General features: G+C 34.0%; 21 protein-coding genes. 16 read left to right on the forward strand and 5 right to left on the reverse strand.

Translation table 11 applies throughout. The features are described 5' to 3' along the window. Positions 1-100: 100 nt before the first annotated feature. Entirely contained in the window at positions 101-820 is a 720-nt protein-coding gene (gene sigK, locus ACWNMZ_RS12655; RefSeq protein ID WP_031538899.1) for an RNA polymerase sporulation sigma factor SigK, read from the forward strand. 159 nt (positions 821-979) lie between these two features. On the opposite strand, the gene ACWNMZ_RS12660 is transcribed toward sigK, so the two are convergent. Beyond that, a complete protein-coding gene (locus tag ACWNMZ_RS12660) occupies positions 980-1,294 on the reverse strand; it encodes a hypothetical protein (protein ID WP_031538901.1) in 315 nt (104 codons plus the stop codon). 295 nt (positions 1,295-1,589) lie between these two features. On the opposite strand from ACWNMZ_RS12660, the gene ACWNMZ_RS12665 reads away from it, so the two are divergent. The 4 genes from ACWNMZ_RS12665 (at position 1,590) to ACWNMZ_RS12680 (ending at position 5,253) form a co-directional block, all read left to right on the forward strand. Beyond that, the gene (locus ACWNMZ_RS12665; RefSeq protein WP_197030898.1) at positions 1,590-2,042 is read left to right on the forward strand and encodes a hypothetical protein; all 453 of its coding nucleotides are present in this window, start codon (positions 1,590-1,592) and stop codon (positions 2,040-2,042) included. Between the two features lie 122 nt (positions 2,043-2,164). Further along, positions 2,165-2,926: an N-acetylmuramoyl-L-alanine amidase gene (locus ACWNMZ_RS12670; RefSeq protein WP_235247933.1), complete on the forward strand. Its 762-nt coding sequence runs from the start codon at positions 2,165-2,167 to the stop codon at positions 2,924-2,926. Positions 2,927-3,052: 126 nt separating this feature from the next. After that, positions 3,053-3,268: a hypothetical protein gene (locus ACWNMZ_RS12675; protein ID WP_031538904.1), complete on the forward strand. Its 216-nt coding sequence runs from the start codon at positions 3,053-3,055 to the stop codon at positions 3,266-3,268. Between the two features lie 200 nt (positions 3,269-3,468). Then, positions 3,469-5,253 (forward strand): M3 family oligoendopeptidase, encoded by a 1,785-nt coding sequence (locus tag ACWNMZ_RS12680; protein WP_031536565.1) that lies wholly within the window; start codon positions 3,469-3,471, stop codon positions 5,251-5,253. 125 nt (positions 5,254-5,378) lie between these two features. Here the strand turns inward: ACWNMZ_RS12680 and pssA are convergent, their stop codons facing one another. Then, positions 5,379-5,918 carry a CDP-diacylglycerol--serine O-phosphatidyltransferase gene (gene pssA, locus ACWNMZ_RS12685; RefSeq protein ID WP_235247943.1) on the reverse strand — a complete coding sequence of 180 codons (540 nt, stop codon included), beginning with the start codon at positions 5,916-5,918 and terminating at the stop codon, positions 5,379-5,381. 122 nt (positions 5,919-6,040) lie between these two features. On the opposite strand from pssA, the gene ACWNMZ_RS12690 reads away from it, so the two are divergent. After that, positions 6,041-6,832: a phosphatidylserine decarboxylase gene (locus tag ACWNMZ_RS12690; RefSeq protein ID WP_031536567.1), complete on the forward strand. Its 792-nt coding sequence runs from the start codon at positions 6,041-6,043 to the stop codon at positions 6,830-6,832. Positions 6,833-7,029: 197 nt separating this feature from the next. On the opposite strand, the gene ACWNMZ_RS12695 is transcribed toward ACWNMZ_RS12690, so the two are convergent. Beyond that, positions 7,030-7,170 carry a sporulation histidine kinase inhibitor Sda gene (locus ACWNMZ_RS12695; RefSeq protein WP_048719030.1) on the reverse strand — a complete coding sequence of 47 codons (141 nt, stop codon included), beginning with the start codon at positions 7,168-7,170 and terminating at the stop codon, positions 7,030-7,032. A 601-nt stretch (positions 7,171-7,771) separates the two neighbouring features. Here ACWNMZ_RS12695 and ACWNMZ_RS12700 point away from each other — a divergent pair. From ACWNMZ_RS12700 to ACWNMZ_RS12735, 8 genes are read left to right on the forward strand one after another with little or no spacing between them, the layout of a single operon-like run. Continuing rightward, positions 7,772-8,287, forward strand: coding sequence for a YqeG family HAD IIIA-type phosphatase (locus ACWNMZ_RS12700; RefSeq protein ID WP_235247945.1), 516 nt, complete (start codon positions 7,772-7,774; stop codon positions 8,285-8,287). Between the two features lie 3 nt (positions 8,288-8,290). Then, on the forward strand, positions 8,291-9,394 hold the full coding sequence (gene yqeH, locus ACWNMZ_RS12705; protein WP_235247946.1) for a ribosome biogenesis GTPase YqeH: 1,104 nt from the start codon (positions 8,291-8,293) through the stop codon (positions 9,392-9,394). Positions 9,395-9,430: 36 nt separating this feature from the next. After that, positions 9,431-10,270, forward strand: coding sequence for a shikimate dehydrogenase (aroE, locus tag ACWNMZ_RS12710; RefSeq protein ID WP_031536570.1), 840 nt, complete (start codon positions 9,431-9,433; stop codon positions 10,268-10,270). Next, a complete protein-coding gene (yhbY, locus tag ACWNMZ_RS12715; protein WP_016202941.1) occupies positions 10,264-10,557 on the forward strand; it encodes a ribosome assembly RNA-binding protein YhbY in 294 nt (97 codons plus the stop codon). The genes aroE and yhbY overlap by 7 nt, the downstream gene beginning before the upstream one ends. Positions 10,558-10,579: 22 nt before the next feature. Further along, positions 10,580-11,149, forward strand: coding sequence for a nicotinate-nucleotide adenylyltransferase (locus ACWNMZ_RS12720; RefSeq protein WP_284561201.1), 570 nt, complete (start codon positions 10,580-10,582; stop codon positions 11,147-11,149). Next, positions 11,139-11,705: a bis(5'-nucleosyl)-tetraphosphatase (symmetrical) YqeK gene (gene yqeK, locus ACWNMZ_RS12725; protein ID WP_449598655.1), complete on the forward strand. Its 567-nt coding sequence runs from the start codon at positions 11,139-11,141 to the stop codon at positions 11,703-11,705. Before ACWNMZ_RS12720 ends, yqeK begins: the two co-directional genes overlap by 11 nt. A gap of 4 nt (positions 11,706-11,709) precedes the next feature. Next, on the forward strand, positions 11,710-12,066 hold the full coding sequence (rsfS, locus tag ACWNMZ_RS12730; RefSeq protein ID WP_031536573.1) for a ribosome silencing factor: 357 nt from the start codon (positions 11,710-11,712) through the stop codon (positions 12,064-12,066). After that, entirely contained in the window at positions 12,063-12,809 is a 747-nt protein-coding gene (locus ACWNMZ_RS12735; protein ID WP_031536574.1) for a class I SAM-dependent methyltransferase, read from the forward strand. Before rsfS ends, ACWNMZ_RS12735 begins: the two co-directional genes overlap by 4 nt. 159 nt (positions 12,810-12,968) lie before the next feature. On the opposite strand, the gene comER is transcribed toward ACWNMZ_RS12735, so the two are convergent. Next, positions 12,969-13,802 carry a late competence protein ComER gene (gene comER / locus ACWNMZ_RS12740; RefSeq protein ID WP_031536575.1) on the reverse strand — a complete coding sequence of 278 codons (834 nt, stop codon included), beginning with the start codon at positions 13,800-13,802 and terminating at the stop codon, positions 12,969-12,971. Between the two features lie 178 nt (positions 13,803-13,980). On the opposite strand from comER, the gene ACWNMZ_RS12745 reads away from it, so the two are divergent. Together ACWNMZ_RS12745 and ACWNMZ_RS12750 are read left to right on the forward strand one after the other, a co-directional pair. Beyond that, entirely contained in the window at positions 13,981-14,529 is a 549-nt protein-coding gene (locus ACWNMZ_RS12745) for a helix-hairpin-helix domain-containing protein (protein ID WP_449598656.1), read from the forward strand. 152 nt (positions 14,530-14,681) lie between these two features. After that, on the forward strand, positions 14,682-15,260 hold the full coding sequence (locus tag ACWNMZ_RS12750; RefSeq protein ID WP_031536578.1) for a ComE operon protein 2: 579 nt from the start codon (positions 14,682-14,684) through the stop codon (positions 15,258-15,260). Between the two features lie 284 nt (positions 15,261-15,544). On the opposite strand, the gene ACWNMZ_RS12755 is transcribed toward ACWNMZ_RS12750, so the two are convergent. Beyond that, entirely contained in the window at positions 15,545-16,660 is a 1,116-nt protein-coding gene (locus ACWNMZ_RS12755; RefSeq protein ID WP_016201461.1) for an IS4 family transposase, read from the reverse strand. Between the last annotated feature and the right edge of the window lie 145 nt (positions 16,661-16,805).

A 16,805-nucleotide genomic window follows, 5' to 3' on the forward strand; every position in this document is an offset into this window, starting at 1 on the left:
GATTTTCCTAAGTTTATTGTCACTTGGACATGCAAGACCTACTCCCTATTTACATAGTAATGAAGTATAGGCAAATGTCCTTGAATGTGGAGGTGGAAAGATGTCCGGAATCTTATTGTCGCTTGGAGCTTTATTAAAAGAATTAGTATTCCTTGTTTCCTATGTAAAAAATAACGCATTTCCCCAACCATTATCAGCGAGTGATGAAAAAAAATATTTAAGGTTGATGGCTGAAGGAGATTCCCATGCAAGAAATATGTTAATAGAGCATAACTTGCGCTTAGTTGCCCATATTGTGAAAAAATTTGAAAATACAGGTGAAGATTCAGAGGATCTAATTTCGATTGGAACCATCGGTCTTATAAAAGGGATAGAAAGCTTTTCAGAGGGAAAAGGGACGAAATTGGCTACTTATGCGGCTCGGTGTATAGAAAATGAAATCCTAATGCATTTAAGAGCACTGAAAAAAACAAAAAAGGATGTATCCCTGCATGACCCCATTGGTCAGGATAAAGAAGGAAACGAGATTAGCCTCATTGATGTTTTGAAATCAGAATCAGAAGATGTTGTAAATACTATTCAGTTGAATATGGAGCTTGAAAAAGTGAAAGAATATATTGATGTGTTAGATGAAAGAGAGAAAGAAGTAATCATTGGAAGATTTGGACTCGATTTAAAGAAGGAAAAAACACAACGAGAAATTGCGAAAGAACTAGGAATTTCAAGAAGCTATGTTTCTCGGATTGAAAAAAGAGCTTTGATGAAAATGTTTCATGAGTTTTACCGAGCAGAAAAGGAAAAAAAGCGCAAAAATGATTAGCGTTTATACATAAGGATGTTATAAAAAGGTGCATTCTTATGAGGGTAAAATTTTTTCATTAGCTTGAAATTGTAAAAAGAAAGTAATAGGAAAATAGAAGGCTAGAAGAAGCATCTAAAGTCATTGGATAAATCTATGACTAGGTGCTTTTTCTAATCCTTAATATTTCACATAGTGGATAAACTCTGTATTATCTGTAGCTACGGTTTTTACTATATCGCCCTGCCGATTTTTATAAATCTCATATTCACGATAAACCTCTACAATAAAGCCATCCTCTTCTTTCGTCTCTTCTAATTTGTATTCCAGTTCGGGTGCACCGAATATTTCATCTGTATTACTTGAAACCTCTTGATCTTCATTTGTTGGACTATAAAAGAGAACCTGATTTTTATTGATGCTGGCCGTTGGGGTTTCTATGTATGCAATAAAAGCAAGAAGTACAATAACCAATATAAAAGAGATTTTTTTCACAATTAATCTCCTCCTTCCATTTCATTGTATGCATGTCCTTTAGAAGTATGCGAACAAGAAACGAAGGAGTTTTTTAGAACTGGAAAATTTAATCATTTTTATCTATAAAATATCATATCGTAAAAAGTACATGCCTTACTATTATTGAAAGACTGGAGGCTAAGCATCTAGCGTGAAAAGAAGAATAAACAAATAATCTTCAAATCGTGTAAATATTTTATAATAATTGTAATATAAATGAAATATAAATGTTTCTTTCAAAAGGGTTAGAGCTAACGGAAGGGGTTGAAGATTGGTGTTTAGGAGGCTGCTGCTAGTTATCTCACTATTGCTATCTATCCTTACTAATGGACCGAATCATGAAAAAAATGAACTTATAGCAAGTAATCAGCAAGATCAAACGATTGTAACTATTTCTGAGATAAAAGATATGGTTAGAAATATGCAAACAAAAGCAGACGTCAACTCCATTCTAGGTAGGAACTATCAAGAAATAAGAGGAGAATTGTACAATAATACTGTATGGAGATTTGATTTGTATCCCGTCTCAAACTATCAATATATGTCAAAATTTGACACGGTAGATTCTGAAGGTTTACAGGAAGGATTAGTGAAATATATTATTTTTATCAGTTTTGGTGAAGAGGATAATATTATCAGTAAATCTATTTATTATTGCGATATAAAAGGAAATATTTATGAAGTAAAATATATTGAGAATACAGAAAAAGAAGTTATACTATTTTAATCATACATTCGATGAAGTCATCTTGATTATGTTACTAACTATCTACTTTTTCATAATACTTAGGCTTTCAAACAAGCGATTTTTCACCACCTTTCTATACTATTAGAAAGGTGGTGAAAAGTATGGTAAAAATTTTTATCGATCCAGGTCATGGTGGCTCTGATTCTGGTGCAGTAGGAAATGGATTACTAGAAAAAAATATCACATTAATGGTTGCACAAGAAATCAATCTTATACTTCAAAACGAATATGAAGATATTGCTATTCGAATGAGTCGTACGGGAGATGCTACAGTGAGCTTGTCAGAAAGAACAGAGGCGGCTAATAACTGGAATGCTGATTTTTATCTTTCTATTCATATAAATGCTGGTGGTGGAACAGGCTTTGAAAGCTATATATATCCAGGGATTGGTGAACCTACAACAACTTATCAAGAATTAATTCATGAGCAAGTAGTTGCTGATACAGGCTTTATTGATAGAGGAAGGAAGCGTGCAAATTTCTATGTGTTAAGAGAAACACGTATGCCTGCATTATTAACAGAAAATGGTTTTATCGATACAACGTCAGATGCTAACCGCCTAAAAGAAAGCAATTTTATTGTGAAAATTGCTAGAGGTCATGTCCTTGGTTTAGAAAAAGCATTTTCATTAACAAAAAAGCAATCTAAGCCAATATACCGTGTGCAAATTGGTGCATTTTCAGAAAAAGTAAATGCGGATAACCTAGCAGCACAAGCAAGTGAAAAAGGATTTGAAACAGCCGTTCTATTTCGAAATAACCTCTATATTGTACAAATTGGAGCCTTTAGCAGTAGAAATAATGCCGAGCAATTGGCTGCAAAGGCAGAAGATGCAGGTTTTTCGACTTATCTTTCTAATTAGTATAGGAGAATTAGTGAATATATAAAGCAATTTTTGTGATAGAGGAAAATCATTAGAAAATAGGACAATTGCCTAAAACATTGGGTACAAATAAAGAATATTTTATAGAAGAGAGGAGGAATATTAATGGTTGGTTATGGATACCCGAATCAAATACCACCAGCTGTTCCACTTGGAGGAGTAGGACCAACTCCAGTTGGATATGGATTTGGAGCACCTTATGCTGCATACGGAGGCGTATATGGAGGTTCCAGTGGTGTCTGGTATGCATTCTTAATTATTCTGTTTATTGTTATAATTCTTTTTTGGGGTGTTTGGGTATTTGGTGGCTACTTTCGTTAATTAGCATGAAGGATAAGAGAAAATGGAAAGAGCCCCGAAAATCTTCGGAAACAGTCATCGTATTAACCATCAATGGGGAAGAAAGAAATTCCCATTGATGGAAATTTTACTTTATTTACGATTCTTAAGAAAGAATGGAAATATTCCGATATTCGAACTATAATAGCATAGTAGTTACTAAGAAAGGAGCTAATAGAATAATGAGTAGAATAGCCTATCAAGAAACATGGGATTTAGATGGATTATTTCCTGGAGGAAGCCATTCTCCCAAGTTTAGAGAGCACTTAGCGATATCAATGGATGAAATAGCTAAATTATCATCATATGTACATAAATTTGAGCCATTGAAAGAAGCGATGGACGGCGATGCTTTGCAACAAATTGTGGAACAATTTGAAATTGTTGTAAAAAAAGTAAGACAGGCAGGTGCCTTCGTAAGTTGTTTAGAGGCACAAAATATGGAGGATAAAGAGGCGAGCGCATTAAGAGGGAGAGTAACCGAATTAAGTGCAACCTTTCAAAATGTATTAACTATTCTGGACGGGAAATTATCCTTATATAGTGACATGGAATGGGATTCCTTATTCAAAGGAAATGAATTAGAACAACTTTATTTTGTCCTGTCAGAAAGAAGAACTGCAGCTAATGAGAAATTATCTGAAGCAGAAGAAACGCTTATAAATAAACTAAGTGTTGATGGATATTATGGTTGGGGCCAAATGTATGATACGATTGTTGGAAAAATCCAGATTCCTTTTCAAGAGGAAAAACTATCTATTGGACAAGCTGCAAATAAATTTTCTAGTCCAGATCGTTCGGTTCGTAAAAGGGTGTTTTCAGAATGGGAAAAGGCATGGGATGCTCATGGAGAAGTTCTCGCTAAAACATTAAACCATTTAGCTGGATTTCGATTAAATGTTTATGGAATGAGAGGGTGGAATAACTTTCTAAAAGAACCGTTAGACATGAATCGCATGCAAGAAAAAACACTGCAAGCAATGTGGAGTGCCATTTCTAAAAAGAAACAGCCTTTTGTGCAGTTCTTGGAAAGAAAAGCAAAACTGTTAGGGTTAGAAAAGCTGAGTTGGTATGATCTGGATGCACCGCTAGGTAAGGTAGAAACAAAAATGTCTTATCAGGAGGGTGCTGACTTTATTATTAAGCACTTTGAACAATTCGGAACAGAGATGGCTATTTTTGCAAAAAAGGCATTTGAAGATAGATGGATTGAAGCAGAAGATCGAAAAGGAAAACGACCTGGAGGATTCCATACTTATTTTCCAGAAAGTGCCCAATCACGCATCTTTATGACATATTCTGGTACTCCATCAAATGTCTCAACCTTAGCCCATGAGCTAGGTCATGGTTTTCATACTTTTGCGATGAGAGATATGCATACATTAAATAGGAATTATGCAATGAATGTTGCAGAAACAGCCTCTACATTTGCAGAGATGATTGTTTCAGATGCGGCTGTGAAAGCTGCGTCCACGGAAGAAGAAAAGCTAGTATTACTTGAAGATAAAATACAGCGTTCTATTGCATTATTAATGAATATTCATGCTCGTTTTCTATTCGAAACAAAATATTATGAAGAAAGACAAAACGGACAAGTTTCTAAGGAGCAACTAAACACACTAATGTTGGCTGCGCAAAAAGAAGCATATGGAGATGCTCTATCCGAATATCATCCTTCTTTCTGGGCTTCAAAATTACACTTCTTTATAACAGGGGTACCTTTTTATAATTTTCCTTATACATTTGGTTTTCTATTTTCTCTTGGGATCTATGCAAAAGCATTAGAGGAAGGAAAAGGTTATGAGGATAAGTATATTTCACTATTAAGGGATACAGCAAGTATGACAGTAGAAGAACTGGCTTATAAACATTTACAAGTTGATTTAACAAAAGAAGATTTTTGGAACAGTGCTATTCAGCTTTGTATAAATGATGTAGAAGAATTTTTGGAGCTAACAAATGAATGAATTTGATCTAAGCAAATCAGAATAAGCATTTTCAAAATAAAGAGACCTCATAAATCTAGCTTGGTTATAGCTACTTTATGAGGTCCTAGTTTTTTTTAAAATAAAATAATGCGTTGTAAGTGTAGTTAAATTTTTCTCCATCTAAAATTTCCAATCATTAATACAGAAAGGATTAGCATGAGGAATAAATAAATATGAAGTGGCAGATATGCGAGCCATAGACAGCTAAAGGTCAGGATACAACCAGCAGCTGTTATTGGTAAGCCTGTAAAATAACCATGACTTTCTGTTATATTAAATCTAGCTAAGCGAAAAGCTCCACACACAATATAAAGGACTGTAAAAAATGATCCTGGTGCTCCAAATTCAAATAGAACTCCTTGATATACTAATAGTGCTGGCGCTACTCCAAATGAAATAATATCACTCATCGAATCAAGCTGTTTGCCTAGTTCTGATTCAATATTAAATTTTCTTGCTGTCATTCCATCCAGGCGATCTGCTAATGCTGCAATAAAAATTAATAATAGACTTAATTGTAGATGTCCCTTTAAACTATAAATAATTGCCAAAGCACCTAAAGAAATATTTGTTAAAGTTAATACATTAGCTAATTGTGTTTTAATCTTCTTCATCGTTTGTTCTAAGACTTCATGTAAAAACATTTATATTCACTCCCAGTATGAAATGAATTTCATACAACTATTTTTAATATAATCATATATAATTTTAATGTAGTATATGAATATTCGTAAAGAAAAATTTTATTTATTGGAGGATTGCTTCGTTGAAAGAAAGAGTATATCGCCATTGTATCGAACTAACGAATGGAAGATGGAGTTCCGCTTTAATTAAGAAATTTGCCTATTCTAAATGGAGCCGTTATATGATTCCTTCCTTTGCAAAGGTATATCAAATAAATATAGGTGAAATGGAAAAACAGTTAAATGAATACCGTTCATTACATGAATTCTTTATTAGAAAATTAAAAGCTAATAGTCGAAAAATAGATGCCGTTGCAGGAGAGATCATTAGTCCTGTTGATGCAGTGATTGAAGATATTGGAAAAGTAAAGAGCGATCAATCCATTATCGTGAAAGGAAAAACGTATTCTATTTATGATATGCTTGGAGACGAAAAAATAGTTAAAAAATATGTTGGAGGAACTTATCTTATTTTTTATTTAAGTCCAAGTCATTATCATCGAATTCATTGTCCTGCAACAGGTATAGTGATAAAACGTTGGACTCTTGGAAATAAATCGTATCCTGTTAATAAATATGGCTTAAAGTGGGGGAAATCAACTCTATCTCGGAATTATCGGTCTATAACTGAAATTAAGACCGAAGAAGGAACTGGCATTTGTATGGTAAAAGTTGGAGCGATGTTTATTAACTCGATTATACTAAGTCATCATAAAGAGCACTTAGTACAAGGAGAGGAAATGGCTTATTTTTCTTTCGGTTCTACAGTTGTTTTACTATTTGAAAAAAATACTTTTATACAGAAAGACTTTCCTTCTATGCCATATCCGGTTAAAATAGGAGAGGTTATTGGCGAAATGAGAAAAAAAGTATAGACTAATCTTTCAAAATTAATGGCTAAGTATGAGTCACTTTGCTTTTTCTTTGTTACCAAAGCAAGGTGTTTTCTGCTGCCATTTTGTATTTTATATAGATATAGTAACTTTTATGTAGCAAAAATAAAAAAACAGCCTAATTGCAAGGGCTGCTTTAAAGTGTATATATAGTTTTATCATTATTCTTTGTCACATAATCAAGAGGAAACTTTTATCTTGTTGTTTAAAGAACGTCGGTGAATTTCAGTTTCGATGAGACGAATAAATTCAGGGCTTAAATTAAGTTCCCTAGCTTTATGGTAAGACTCGATCAATAATTCATCTGACAATTTACGCATGCCAGAAACACCTCCATTCAAATCAAAAATAAGTACTTCTTTCTAGTAACATATAAATATGTATTACCTGTGATGCCGAAAAAAATTTTTTTGTTATTCTATTAAGATGAAAGTAGTGCTTTGAAAATGGGCACCATACATACTGTGCGTATAAATTTGACATAGTTTTTTTGATAGTAATAATTGCTTGTCCAACAATAGTCATTTAAGATACATTTTGTCATTTCCGGGAAGTTAGCCTTGGAAGTTTACTGGATATTATTCTGTATCCTTACTTTAACAAAAATAAACATAGAGAACAACTGTTCGGTTATCCACAATCATAAGTGGATAACCTGTGATTAATTTGTTGAGAAGTATGTAGACGGCGTGTAAATCAATGGGTATTATGTGCATAATGTTATCCACATATGTTGAAAAATGCGATTTTTGTCGAAAATTATTTTGTTTTTAACAAAAAAAGAATAGATATTGTATCTTCTTTAAGAAGAAAAACGGTATAATATTACTTTCTTCTACCGTAAAAAATGGTTACCATAAAAAGAGAAGCATATATATTGGTAAAAACATAGATATAAAAGAGACAAGAGGTGTATTTTAAGTGTTTAATCAATTTTTACCTGATCAGTTTGTAAAAAATATATTTGAGATTTCACCAGAAAGCTTAAAAGAAAAAGGAATTAAAGGGATTATCACTGATTTAGATAATACGTTAGTAGAATGGGATCGTCCGCTTGCAACACCGCAAATTATTGAATGGTTTGCAGAAATGAAAAGAAATAATATTAAAGTAACAATTGTTTCTAATAATAAGGAGACGAGGGTTAAGTCATTTTCAGATCCATTGCATATTCCTTTTATTTTTGCTGCGCGCAAACCACTTGGTCGAGCATTTAAAAGAGCAGTAATGCAAATGAATGTAAAAAAAGAAGAGACAGTAGTAATCGGAGACCAATTATTAACAGATGTTCTTGGTGGAAATAGAAGTGGGTTTCATACTATTTTAGTAGTTCCTGTTGCACAAACAGATGGTTTTATGACAAGAATCAATCGGAAAATTGAAAGAAGAATTTTAAATTGGTTTCGTAGAAACGGAAAATTGACTTGGGAGGATTAATAAGTGACAGAAAGAATACATTGTATTGGCTGTGGAGTTGCCATTCAAACGGATAATAAAAATGAATTAGGATATGCCCCTTCTTCTTCACTGGAGAAAGAAGAGGTAATTTGCCAAAGATGTTTCCGTTTAAAACATTATAATGAAGTACAGGATGTTTCATTAACAGATGATGACTTTTTAAAGATATTAAATGAGATTGGCAAAAGCGATAGCCTGATTGTTAAATTAGTAGATATATTTGATTTTAATGGAAGCTGGCTACCTGGTCTGCATCGTTTTACCGGGAAAAATAAGGTTTTATTAATTGGAAATAAAGTCGATCTTCTACCTAAATCAGTGAAACAGCAGAAAGTCGTTAATTGGATGAAAAAAGAAGCGAAAGATTTAGGATTAAGACCTGAAGATGTGTATCTTGTTAGTGCTGAAAGAGGGAAGAATGTAAAGGAAGTCTTAGAAGCAATTGATTATCACCGTAATGGAAAAAATGTTTACGTAGTTGGCTGTACAAACGTAGGGAAATCAACATTTATTAATCGAATTCTTAAAGAGGTTTCAGGAGAAGAAAATGTAATCACTACTTCCCATTTTCCAGGTACAACACTAGATATCATTGAGATACCTTTATCAGATGGGAAATTTTTAGTGGATACTCCGGGAATCATCAATCATCATCAAATGGCCCATTTTGTTGACAAAAAGGATTTAAAAGTTATAACTCCAAAGAAGGAAATCAAAGCGAGAATATTTCAATTAAACGACAGACAAACACTTTACTTTGGTGGACTAGCTCGATTTGATTTTGTTAAAGGGGATCGTAATAGCTTTGTTTGTTATTTTTCTAACGAGATAATGATTCATCGAACAAAATTGGAGAATGCAGATGAATTATATAAAAAGCATGCTGGTGAGTTATTAACTCCTCCAAACAGAGAACAGATGGATGAATTTCCCGAATTAGTAAGACACGATTTCTCCATAAAAGAGCCAAAGACGGATATTGTATTTTCGGGCTTAGGCTGGATTACAGTTAATGAACCAAATATTCAAGTATCTGTTTACGTTCCAAAAGGGGTTCATGCCATGCTTCGTAAATCATTGATATAAGGATTAGAAATGTCATAAGGGAAAAGGGAGAGCGGTATGAGGAAGAATTTTGCAGTAATTGGCGATCCAATCGAACATTCCATGTCACCTATTATGCACAATGATCTTTTTCAGTTTTATGGATTAGATGCTGAGATGAAAAAGATACATATAAAAAAGGATTTCCTGCAAAGTGGTTTAAGTGAATTAAGGGACATGAACATGGCAGGCTTTAATGTTACCGTACCACATAAACAAGCTATTATTCCCTTTTTGGATGAACTGGATCCGTTGAGTAAAGCTATTGGTGCTGTAAATACTGTAGTTTGTGAAAATGGTCGATGGATTGGGTATAATACAGATGGAGAAGGATATCTAAAAGGTCTTTTAAAGCAGCTTCCTGATATAAAACAGCGAAGAACCTTAATTATTGGAAGTGGTGGGGCTGCAAGGGGTATTTATTTTACTCTTGCTCATTATGGAGTAGAACAAGTCGATATTTGCAATCGTACCATTTCAAAGGCAAAAGCCTTAAAAGAGGCATGTCCTTATCCAGTAAAAACAAATATAATGGAAATTGCGCTAGCGGAAAAAACGCTTGGAGAATATGGTCTTATTATACAAACAACTTCTATCGGAATGTCACCAAAAATAGATGCTTCTCCCATTCAAATGAGCAATGTGATGGAGGGTGCGTTTGTAAGTGATATAATCTATAATCCATTGGAAACAAAAATATTAAAGGATGCCAAAGCCAAAGGCGCAATAACTCAAAACGGGATTGATATGTTTGTATATCAAGGAGCCCTAGCTTTTGAAAAATGGCAAGGGGTATTTCCAGATACAACTAGAATGAGGCAAAATGTTTTGACACAATTAGGAGGATTAACATGTTAAGAGGTAAGCAGAAAAGATTTTTACGAGCAAAGGCACACCATTTAAGCCCTATATTCCAAGTAGGAAAAGGTGGCGTAAATGATAATATGATTAAGCAAATAAGTGAAGCATTAGAAGTAAGAGAATTATTGAAAATAAGCATTTTACAAAATTGCGATGAAGATAAAGATACCGTTGCAAGTGAATTAGTGAATGGCACGAAAAGTGAGCTAGTTCAAATTATTGGCAATACAATCGTGTTATATAAAGAGTCTAAAGAAAATAAAACGATTAATTTACCATCTTAATTCCGCAGAAGAGGCGATATTTTTGAAAAAAGTAGGGATATTAGGAGGAACGTTTGATCCCCCTCATATTGGTCATCTAATCATTGCGAATGAAGTGCTACATGCAAAAAAATTAGATGAAATATGGTTTATGCCAAACCAAGAACCTCCACATAAAATGAAATCAGGGGACGTAACGAATGCTCATCGAGTGGACATGGTACAGTTATCGATAGAGGCACACACTTCTTTTCGAATCCAAACAATTGAAATGGATAGAGAAGGAAAATCATATACCTTCGATACAATGAAGCTATTAGAAGAAGCTTATCCAGATATTGATTTCTATTTTATAATTGGAGCAGATATGGTAGAATATCTGCCTAAATGGTATAAAGTTCAAGAGCTTATGAAAATGGTACAATTCATTAGTGTAAACCGTCCTAAATATGAACTTGGAACAGATTATCCTGTTCAGTATGTAAAGGTTCCTGATATTAATATTTCCTCTAGCTTAATTCGTGAAAGGGTTAAAGCTGGAGAAACCATTTCATTTTTAGTAAGAGATGAAGTAAAGAGATATATTGAGGAGAATCGATTATATGAAGCGTGAGGAAGCATTACAAATAGTGAAAGAGCAGATAACGGAAAAACGTTATATTCACACAATTGGTGTAATGGAAACAGCTATTAAGTTAGCGACTAAATATGGCGGAAATGTCGAAAAGGCAGAAATGGCAGCGATTTTTCACGATTACGCTAAATTCCGACCGAAGGATGAAATGAAACAGATTATCCTAGAGCAAAATATGAATCCTAATCTTTTATTGTTTCATTCTGAACTTTGGCATGCTCCAGTTGGCGCTTTTCTAATAGAGAAAGAAGTAGGAATTAACGATAGGGAAATACTAGATGCTATTAGATACCATACTTCGGGGAGACCAGAAATGAGTATGCTAGAAAAAATAGTATACTTGGCTGATTATATGGAACCAGGTAGAGCTTTTCCTGGTGTTGATGAAGTAAGAGAATTAGCAGAACTGGATTTTGAACGTGCATTTTTACAAGCAGTAAAAAACACGATCATGTTTCTCATCCGGAATAATAGAGCAGTATTTCCTTTGAGTTTTGAAACATATAATAGTTATTGTATAAAACATGGAGGTTGATTGAATGGATGAACGTACGTTATTATGGACGGCAGTAAAAGCAGCAGATGCGAAAAGAGCAGAAAATATTGTTGCACTAAATATGAAAGGTATTTCTCTAGTCGCAGATTATTTTGTTATTTGTCATGGTAATTCAGACAAGCAAGTACAAGCAATTGCAAATGAAATTAAAGATAAAGCTAGCGAGCTTGGCATCACGGTTAAACGATTTGAAGGGTATAATGAAGCAAAGTGGATTTTAGTTGACTTAGGTGATATTATCGTTCATGTTTTCCACCGGGATGAAAGAACTTATTATAATTTAGAACGCCTTTGGGGAGACGCGCCAGTTGAAAACATTGAAAGCGTGATTAGTCAATGAGTTATGAGCAGTTTGCCTATCTTTATGATCGACTGATGAATGATGTTCCATACGATAAGTGGATTGAGCTTATAAAAAAAGCAGCAAGCGATTATAAAGTTGATGGAGCAAACCTTCTAGATTTAGCATGTGGAACAGGCGAATTAGCGATTAGATTATCACAGGCTGGTTTTCAAGTAACTGGTGTTGATTTATCAGAGGATATGCTGAGTGTTGCCCAGGCAAAAACGATGGAAGCAGGAGAATCGATTTTTTATCTTGAACAAGATATGTCTCAGTTAGAAGGTTTACCTGTTTTTGATCTTGTTTGTATATGCTGTGATTCCATCAATTATTTACAAACAGAAGAAGAAGTGGTTAATACATTTAACAGTGTTTATGAACATTTGGATGAAAGAGGTCTATTTATATTCGATGTTCATTCTTTGTATAAAATGAATCATTTATTTATTAATCAAACCTATGCTGTCAACGATGAGGACGTAAGCCTTATTTGGCAGTGCTACGAAGGTGACTATCCAAATAGTGTTGAGCATGATTTAAGCTTTTTTCAACTTGACGAAAAAACAGATATGTATTTTCGCTACGATGAACTCCATCTTCAACGAACCTATTCGGTTGAACAGTATAGAGAATGGCTTGAGCAAACTGGTTTTGCTATTCTAAAAGTAGAAGCAGATTTTTCTGATGGTCCAATAGAGGATCATGCAGAAAGAATTTTCTTTTATTGTAAGAAAAAGTGAGAGAGTATCTAAGTTGAAATAATTATTAGAAAATGGAAATGTTCCATAGAGGGATCATTTCCATTTTCTTATGTCCGATTGGAAAATCTTAAAGGCGGATAAAAAAATTTAAATGGAAAGAAGGAATTTACGTTAGTCTTATAGAATGTTTTATTAGCATTAACTATTTTTATGCCCTGAAACAAGATTTTTAAGGGATAGCTGATCATCCTCATATTTTGCATGTGTTGCCTGAAATAACTGGTTAAAAGTATCTCCTAGTTGACGTTCTAATACGTTTATTCCTTCGCCAGTGATACCACCCTTTACACTTACTTTTTCCTGTAAGGTAGGTAAAGTATAATAACCTTTCTTTAATAATTCTCCCAACCCAATAAGCATTTCACTAGCTAATTTAGTTGCTGTTTCTAAATCAATTTCCGTTTCATCCACCGCACCTTCGATAAACTTCCTAGTAAGATAACAAAAAAATGCTGGTCCGCAACTTACTATATCAGAGGCTACCCTCGTAATATTATCTTCAATTTCTAACGGAGTCGAAAACTTTTTATAGAAATTCTCCAGCTGATTTTTCCAAGCTTCTGTACAATTCCTTCCAAAAGAGAACAAAGATACGCCTGCTAATGCTCTATTTGTTATGCTTGGAATTATCCGCGCAACAGAGCAATTAAAGAAAGTTTCAAGCTGGTCAGGGCTAATTGGACTTGTAATGGAAACGACACATTTATCCTTTGTTAAAACAGGAGAAATGTTTTTAGAGACACCATACATATCATGAGGCTTTACACATAAAAAAATAAGATCTGCTTCTTTTGCTATTTCAATAGCATTAGAGCATATATTTATGTTTGGATAATTTTCCTTAATTTCTAATGCTTTGGAAAGTGTTCGATTAAAAATAAATACGTCTTCGGGGGAAATAGCATTTCCATCAATCATCGCTTCTATTAATATTTTCCCCATATTACCTGTACCAATCATTCCAATTTTCATTTTTCCTTCCCCCCCTATAATGAGCGGTTTCTCATATAACGATATGAAGCAAAGATAAAAAATATACCTGAAAGGATGATTAGTTATCATGGACTGGCTTCGAAAAAATAGAAAATTCATTTTTATTGTTTTAGGTTGTTTACTCTTTCTTGTGCTTTATCATTATTCTCCTATCCTTATGCAACCTAATGAGGAAGAAGACTATATTCAGCAAGATGATTTATTTGCAGGTAGCAGTGTGGAGGAAACAGCGATAGATGGTAATAGTGTGGAAGAGGGATTACAAGATAAATTGCTGATTGTAGATGTAAAAGGCGCAGTTAAAAACCCGGGAGTTTATGAAGCAACGGAAGGAGACCGAGTGAATGATATCATAAAAAAAGCAGGAGGGATGTTGGATAAAGGAGAAAAAAATGGGGTGAATTTAGCGATGAAGGTGACAGATGAGATGATTATCTATGTTCCATATATAGGGGAAGAAGATTCTATTATTAGCGAATCTGGAAACCAGACGAGCTTATCCTCAGATGAGGAATTAATAAATATAAATAAGGCTAGTGAAACAGAATTAACTGAATTGCCAGGGGTGGGACCTTCCAAAGCAGCTGCAATCATTGAATATCGTGAACAAAATGGAGGTTTCTCTACAAAAGAGGATATCAAAAACATAAGTGGAATTGGCGAGAAAACATATGAGAAATTAGAAGCATTCATTACCATAAAGTGAAAGACAAATGTTTTACAGAAAATTTAGGTGAGTTATGTCCATGGCTTAGCTTCCTTTTCATAATTGACTCACAACATACTTCTCGATAAACTAAATGAAGAATTAGATTATTGCATTGCATAACTTTGATAATTAATGGGAGTGAATGGGAATTGGATAGAATTTCATGGGATGAGTATTTTATGGCACAAAGTGAATTATTAGCATTAAGAAGCACATGTACAAGATTAGCAGTTGGAGCGACTATCGTACGAGATAAGCGTATTATTGCTGGTGGATATAATGGTAGCATAGCTGGTGGAGTTCATTGTATAGACGAAGGTTGCTATGTCATTGATAATCATTGTGTACGAACCATTCATGCAGAGATGAATGCGATTTTACAATGTGCAAAATTTGGTGTTCCTACAGATGGGGCAGATATATATGTCACTCATTTTCCTTGTCTCCAATGCTGCAAGGCGATTGTACAAGCAGGGATTAAGACAGTGTATTATGCAATAGATTATAAAAATCATCCGTATGCACTTGAGCTGTTTGAACAGGCTAATATTGCAACAGTACAAGTGGAGAGAAATGATTTTGATAAAAAAGAAGAGAAAAAGGCTTTAGTGGAAGCACTTGTTAAGCAATTAAAGGAAAATAATACGGATACTGTTAATGTGGAAACGTTGGAAAAAAGAGCAGAAGAATTATTTTCTATTATCCCTACAGCAAAGACGTCTATTTGATAATTCTTTTCCTTTTCCGATCTACAGCAGTAGATAGGAGCGATTTATGTTTCAAACTAGATTTCTATTCTTCGCCATTTCGGCATTTTTTGGTATTTTATGCTCTTTTTCTCAAACATTATTTTTTTATCTATTATCACTAGTGTTGCATAAATATTGTCGCAATTTTCAGTCTGATTATCCTCCTTGTTTAGAGCCAAAAAGGTAAATACCTATTCAAAGGTGGCTCCATCCATTTGGTTTTTTTTTACAATTAGACTTGTGCGACAACAACAATTTGCTTATTAAGGGATGGCTTTCCCTTCAATCTTTCGAAGCCAGATATGAGCTGGTTTCCACAATGCAGCCCTTAAATAACGGCTAATTTGTAAGGTTTTTCGCTTACTTCTTGTTTCAAGTTGTACGAGAACATGTAGGCAAAAAACAATCAGTGCGATAAACACTTGGTTTTGAATCGCCCATTCACTTTGACCGTAGAACTTTTTGATGCTGAGATGCTGTTTGATCCATTTAAAGAACAACTCAATTGCCCACCGTGATTTGTACATCTCTGAAATTTCTTCGGCACTCAAATCAAAACGATTGGTAATTAAATGCAGTTCATTTCCTTTTGAATCCATCACTTTTAGAAGACGAAAGTAATTTTCAGCACGGTTTTGAGTCGTACCAATCAACACCATTTGATCTGACAAAACAGCTGAATTCTCGGGTAGTTTAAAATTATAAACTTCCCGTATGACTGCGTTTTTCCGTAGCCTTGAAAGAAAAAAGTAACCATCATCTGTCATTCGGTCAAAGCGCTCGTAATCTAGGTAGCCACGGTCAAACACATACATGCATTCTTTATCATCAACCATGATTTCAAGCTGACCACGATCATGTTCTTTTGCCGTTGTTAAAACAGCCTTTTCAGGATAGGAACTCCCTTTTTCCATAAACACAAGTCTCAAATGCAACTTGACACCCGCTTTTGTTTTGCGGAACTTTGCCCATTTATGATTGGTCAAATTAAGTGGCAATGTGCTTGAATCAATGATTTTTAACGGCATAATAAGCTTTGTATAATGTGTTTTTGCATGAATTTGTGCGACTAAATCAAGGAAAAGCCTTTGAAATAAATCTGGATTTATACCGTTTAATCGGCGTGAGAGCTGAGAAATACTGATTGAATCAAGATCAATGCCTTTTTGTAGTTGGTCGTCGAAAAGACAATCGCTTAGCTCATGCAAACTTTCGACTTCTTGTAGCTGTGCAAAAAGGAGTAATTTTAGAAATGAGTCTGTTTTTAGTTTTTTCGTATAGTAATCTAATTTCAACGTTTTCACGGTTTCTTCAAAAAGTTGAAGATTTATTGGTGAAAACCATTGTCCAAATGAAGTTTTTCGTGTAATCTTGTCCATGAGTTGGTCCTTTTTTAGTGGATTTGGACGGGTTACCACCTGACTTATCCATTATAAAGGACTTTTTCTTTGCACAAAATAATAAAATTGAACATTTTGAGTATTTTTAATAGTGAAAATAAATTAATGCAACACTAGTGATCTA

Source organism: Niallia sp. Marseille-Q9988 (assembly GCF_976954375.1).

Coding starts and splice junctions, on each gene's coding strand:
- sigK (WP_031538899.1), top strand. CDS start 101: ATGTCCGGAATCTTATTGTCGCTTGGAGCTTTATTAAAAGAATTAGTA.
- ACWNMZ_RS12670 (WP_235247933.1), top strand. CDS start 2,165: ATGGTAAAAATTTTTATCGATCCAGGTCATGGTGGCTCTGATTCTGGT.
- ACWNMZ_RS12675 (WP_031538904.1), top strand. CDS start 3,053: ATGGTTGGTTATGGATACCCGAATCAAATACCACCAGCTGTTCCACTT.
- ACWNMZ_RS12680 (WP_031536565.1), top strand. CDS start 3,469: ATGAGTAGAATAGCCTATCAAGAAACATGGGATTTAGATGGATTATTT.
- pssA (WP_235247943.1), bottom strand. CDS start 5,918: ATGTTTTTACATGAAGTCTTAGAACAAACGATGAAGAAGATTAAAACA.
- ACWNMZ_RS12695 (WP_048719030.1), bottom strand. CDS start 7,170: ATGCGTAAATTGTCAGATGAATTATTGATCGAGTCTTACCATAAAGCT.
- aroE (WP_031536570.1), top strand. CDS start 9,431: ATGAGGAAGAATTTTGCAGTAATTGGCGATCCAATCGAACATTCCATG.
- yhbY (WP_016202941.1), top strand. CDS start 10,264: ATGTTAAGAGGTAAGCAGAAAAGATTTTTACGAGCAAAGGCACACCAT.
- yqeK (WP_449598655.1), top strand. CDS start 11,139: ATGAAGCGTGAGGAAGCATTACAAATAGTGAAAGAGCAGATAACGGAA.
- rsfS (WP_031536573.1), top strand. CDS start 11,710: ATGGATGAACGTACGTTATTATGGACGGCAGTAAAAGCAGCAGATGCG.
- ACWNMZ_RS12735 (WP_031536574.1), top strand. CDS start 12,063: ATGAGTTATGAGCAGTTTGCCTATCTTTATGATCGACTGATGAATGAT.
- comER (WP_031536575.1), bottom strand. CDS start 13,802: ATGAAAATTGGAATGATTGGTACAGGTAATATGGGGAAAATATTAATA.
- ACWNMZ_RS12745 (WP_449598656.1), top strand. CDS start 13,981: ATGCAACCTAATGAGGAAGAAGACTATATTCAGCAAGATGATTTATTT.
- ACWNMZ_RS12755 (WP_016201461.1), bottom strand. CDS start 16,660: ATGGACAAGATTACACGAAAAACTTCATTTGGACAATGGTTTTCACCA.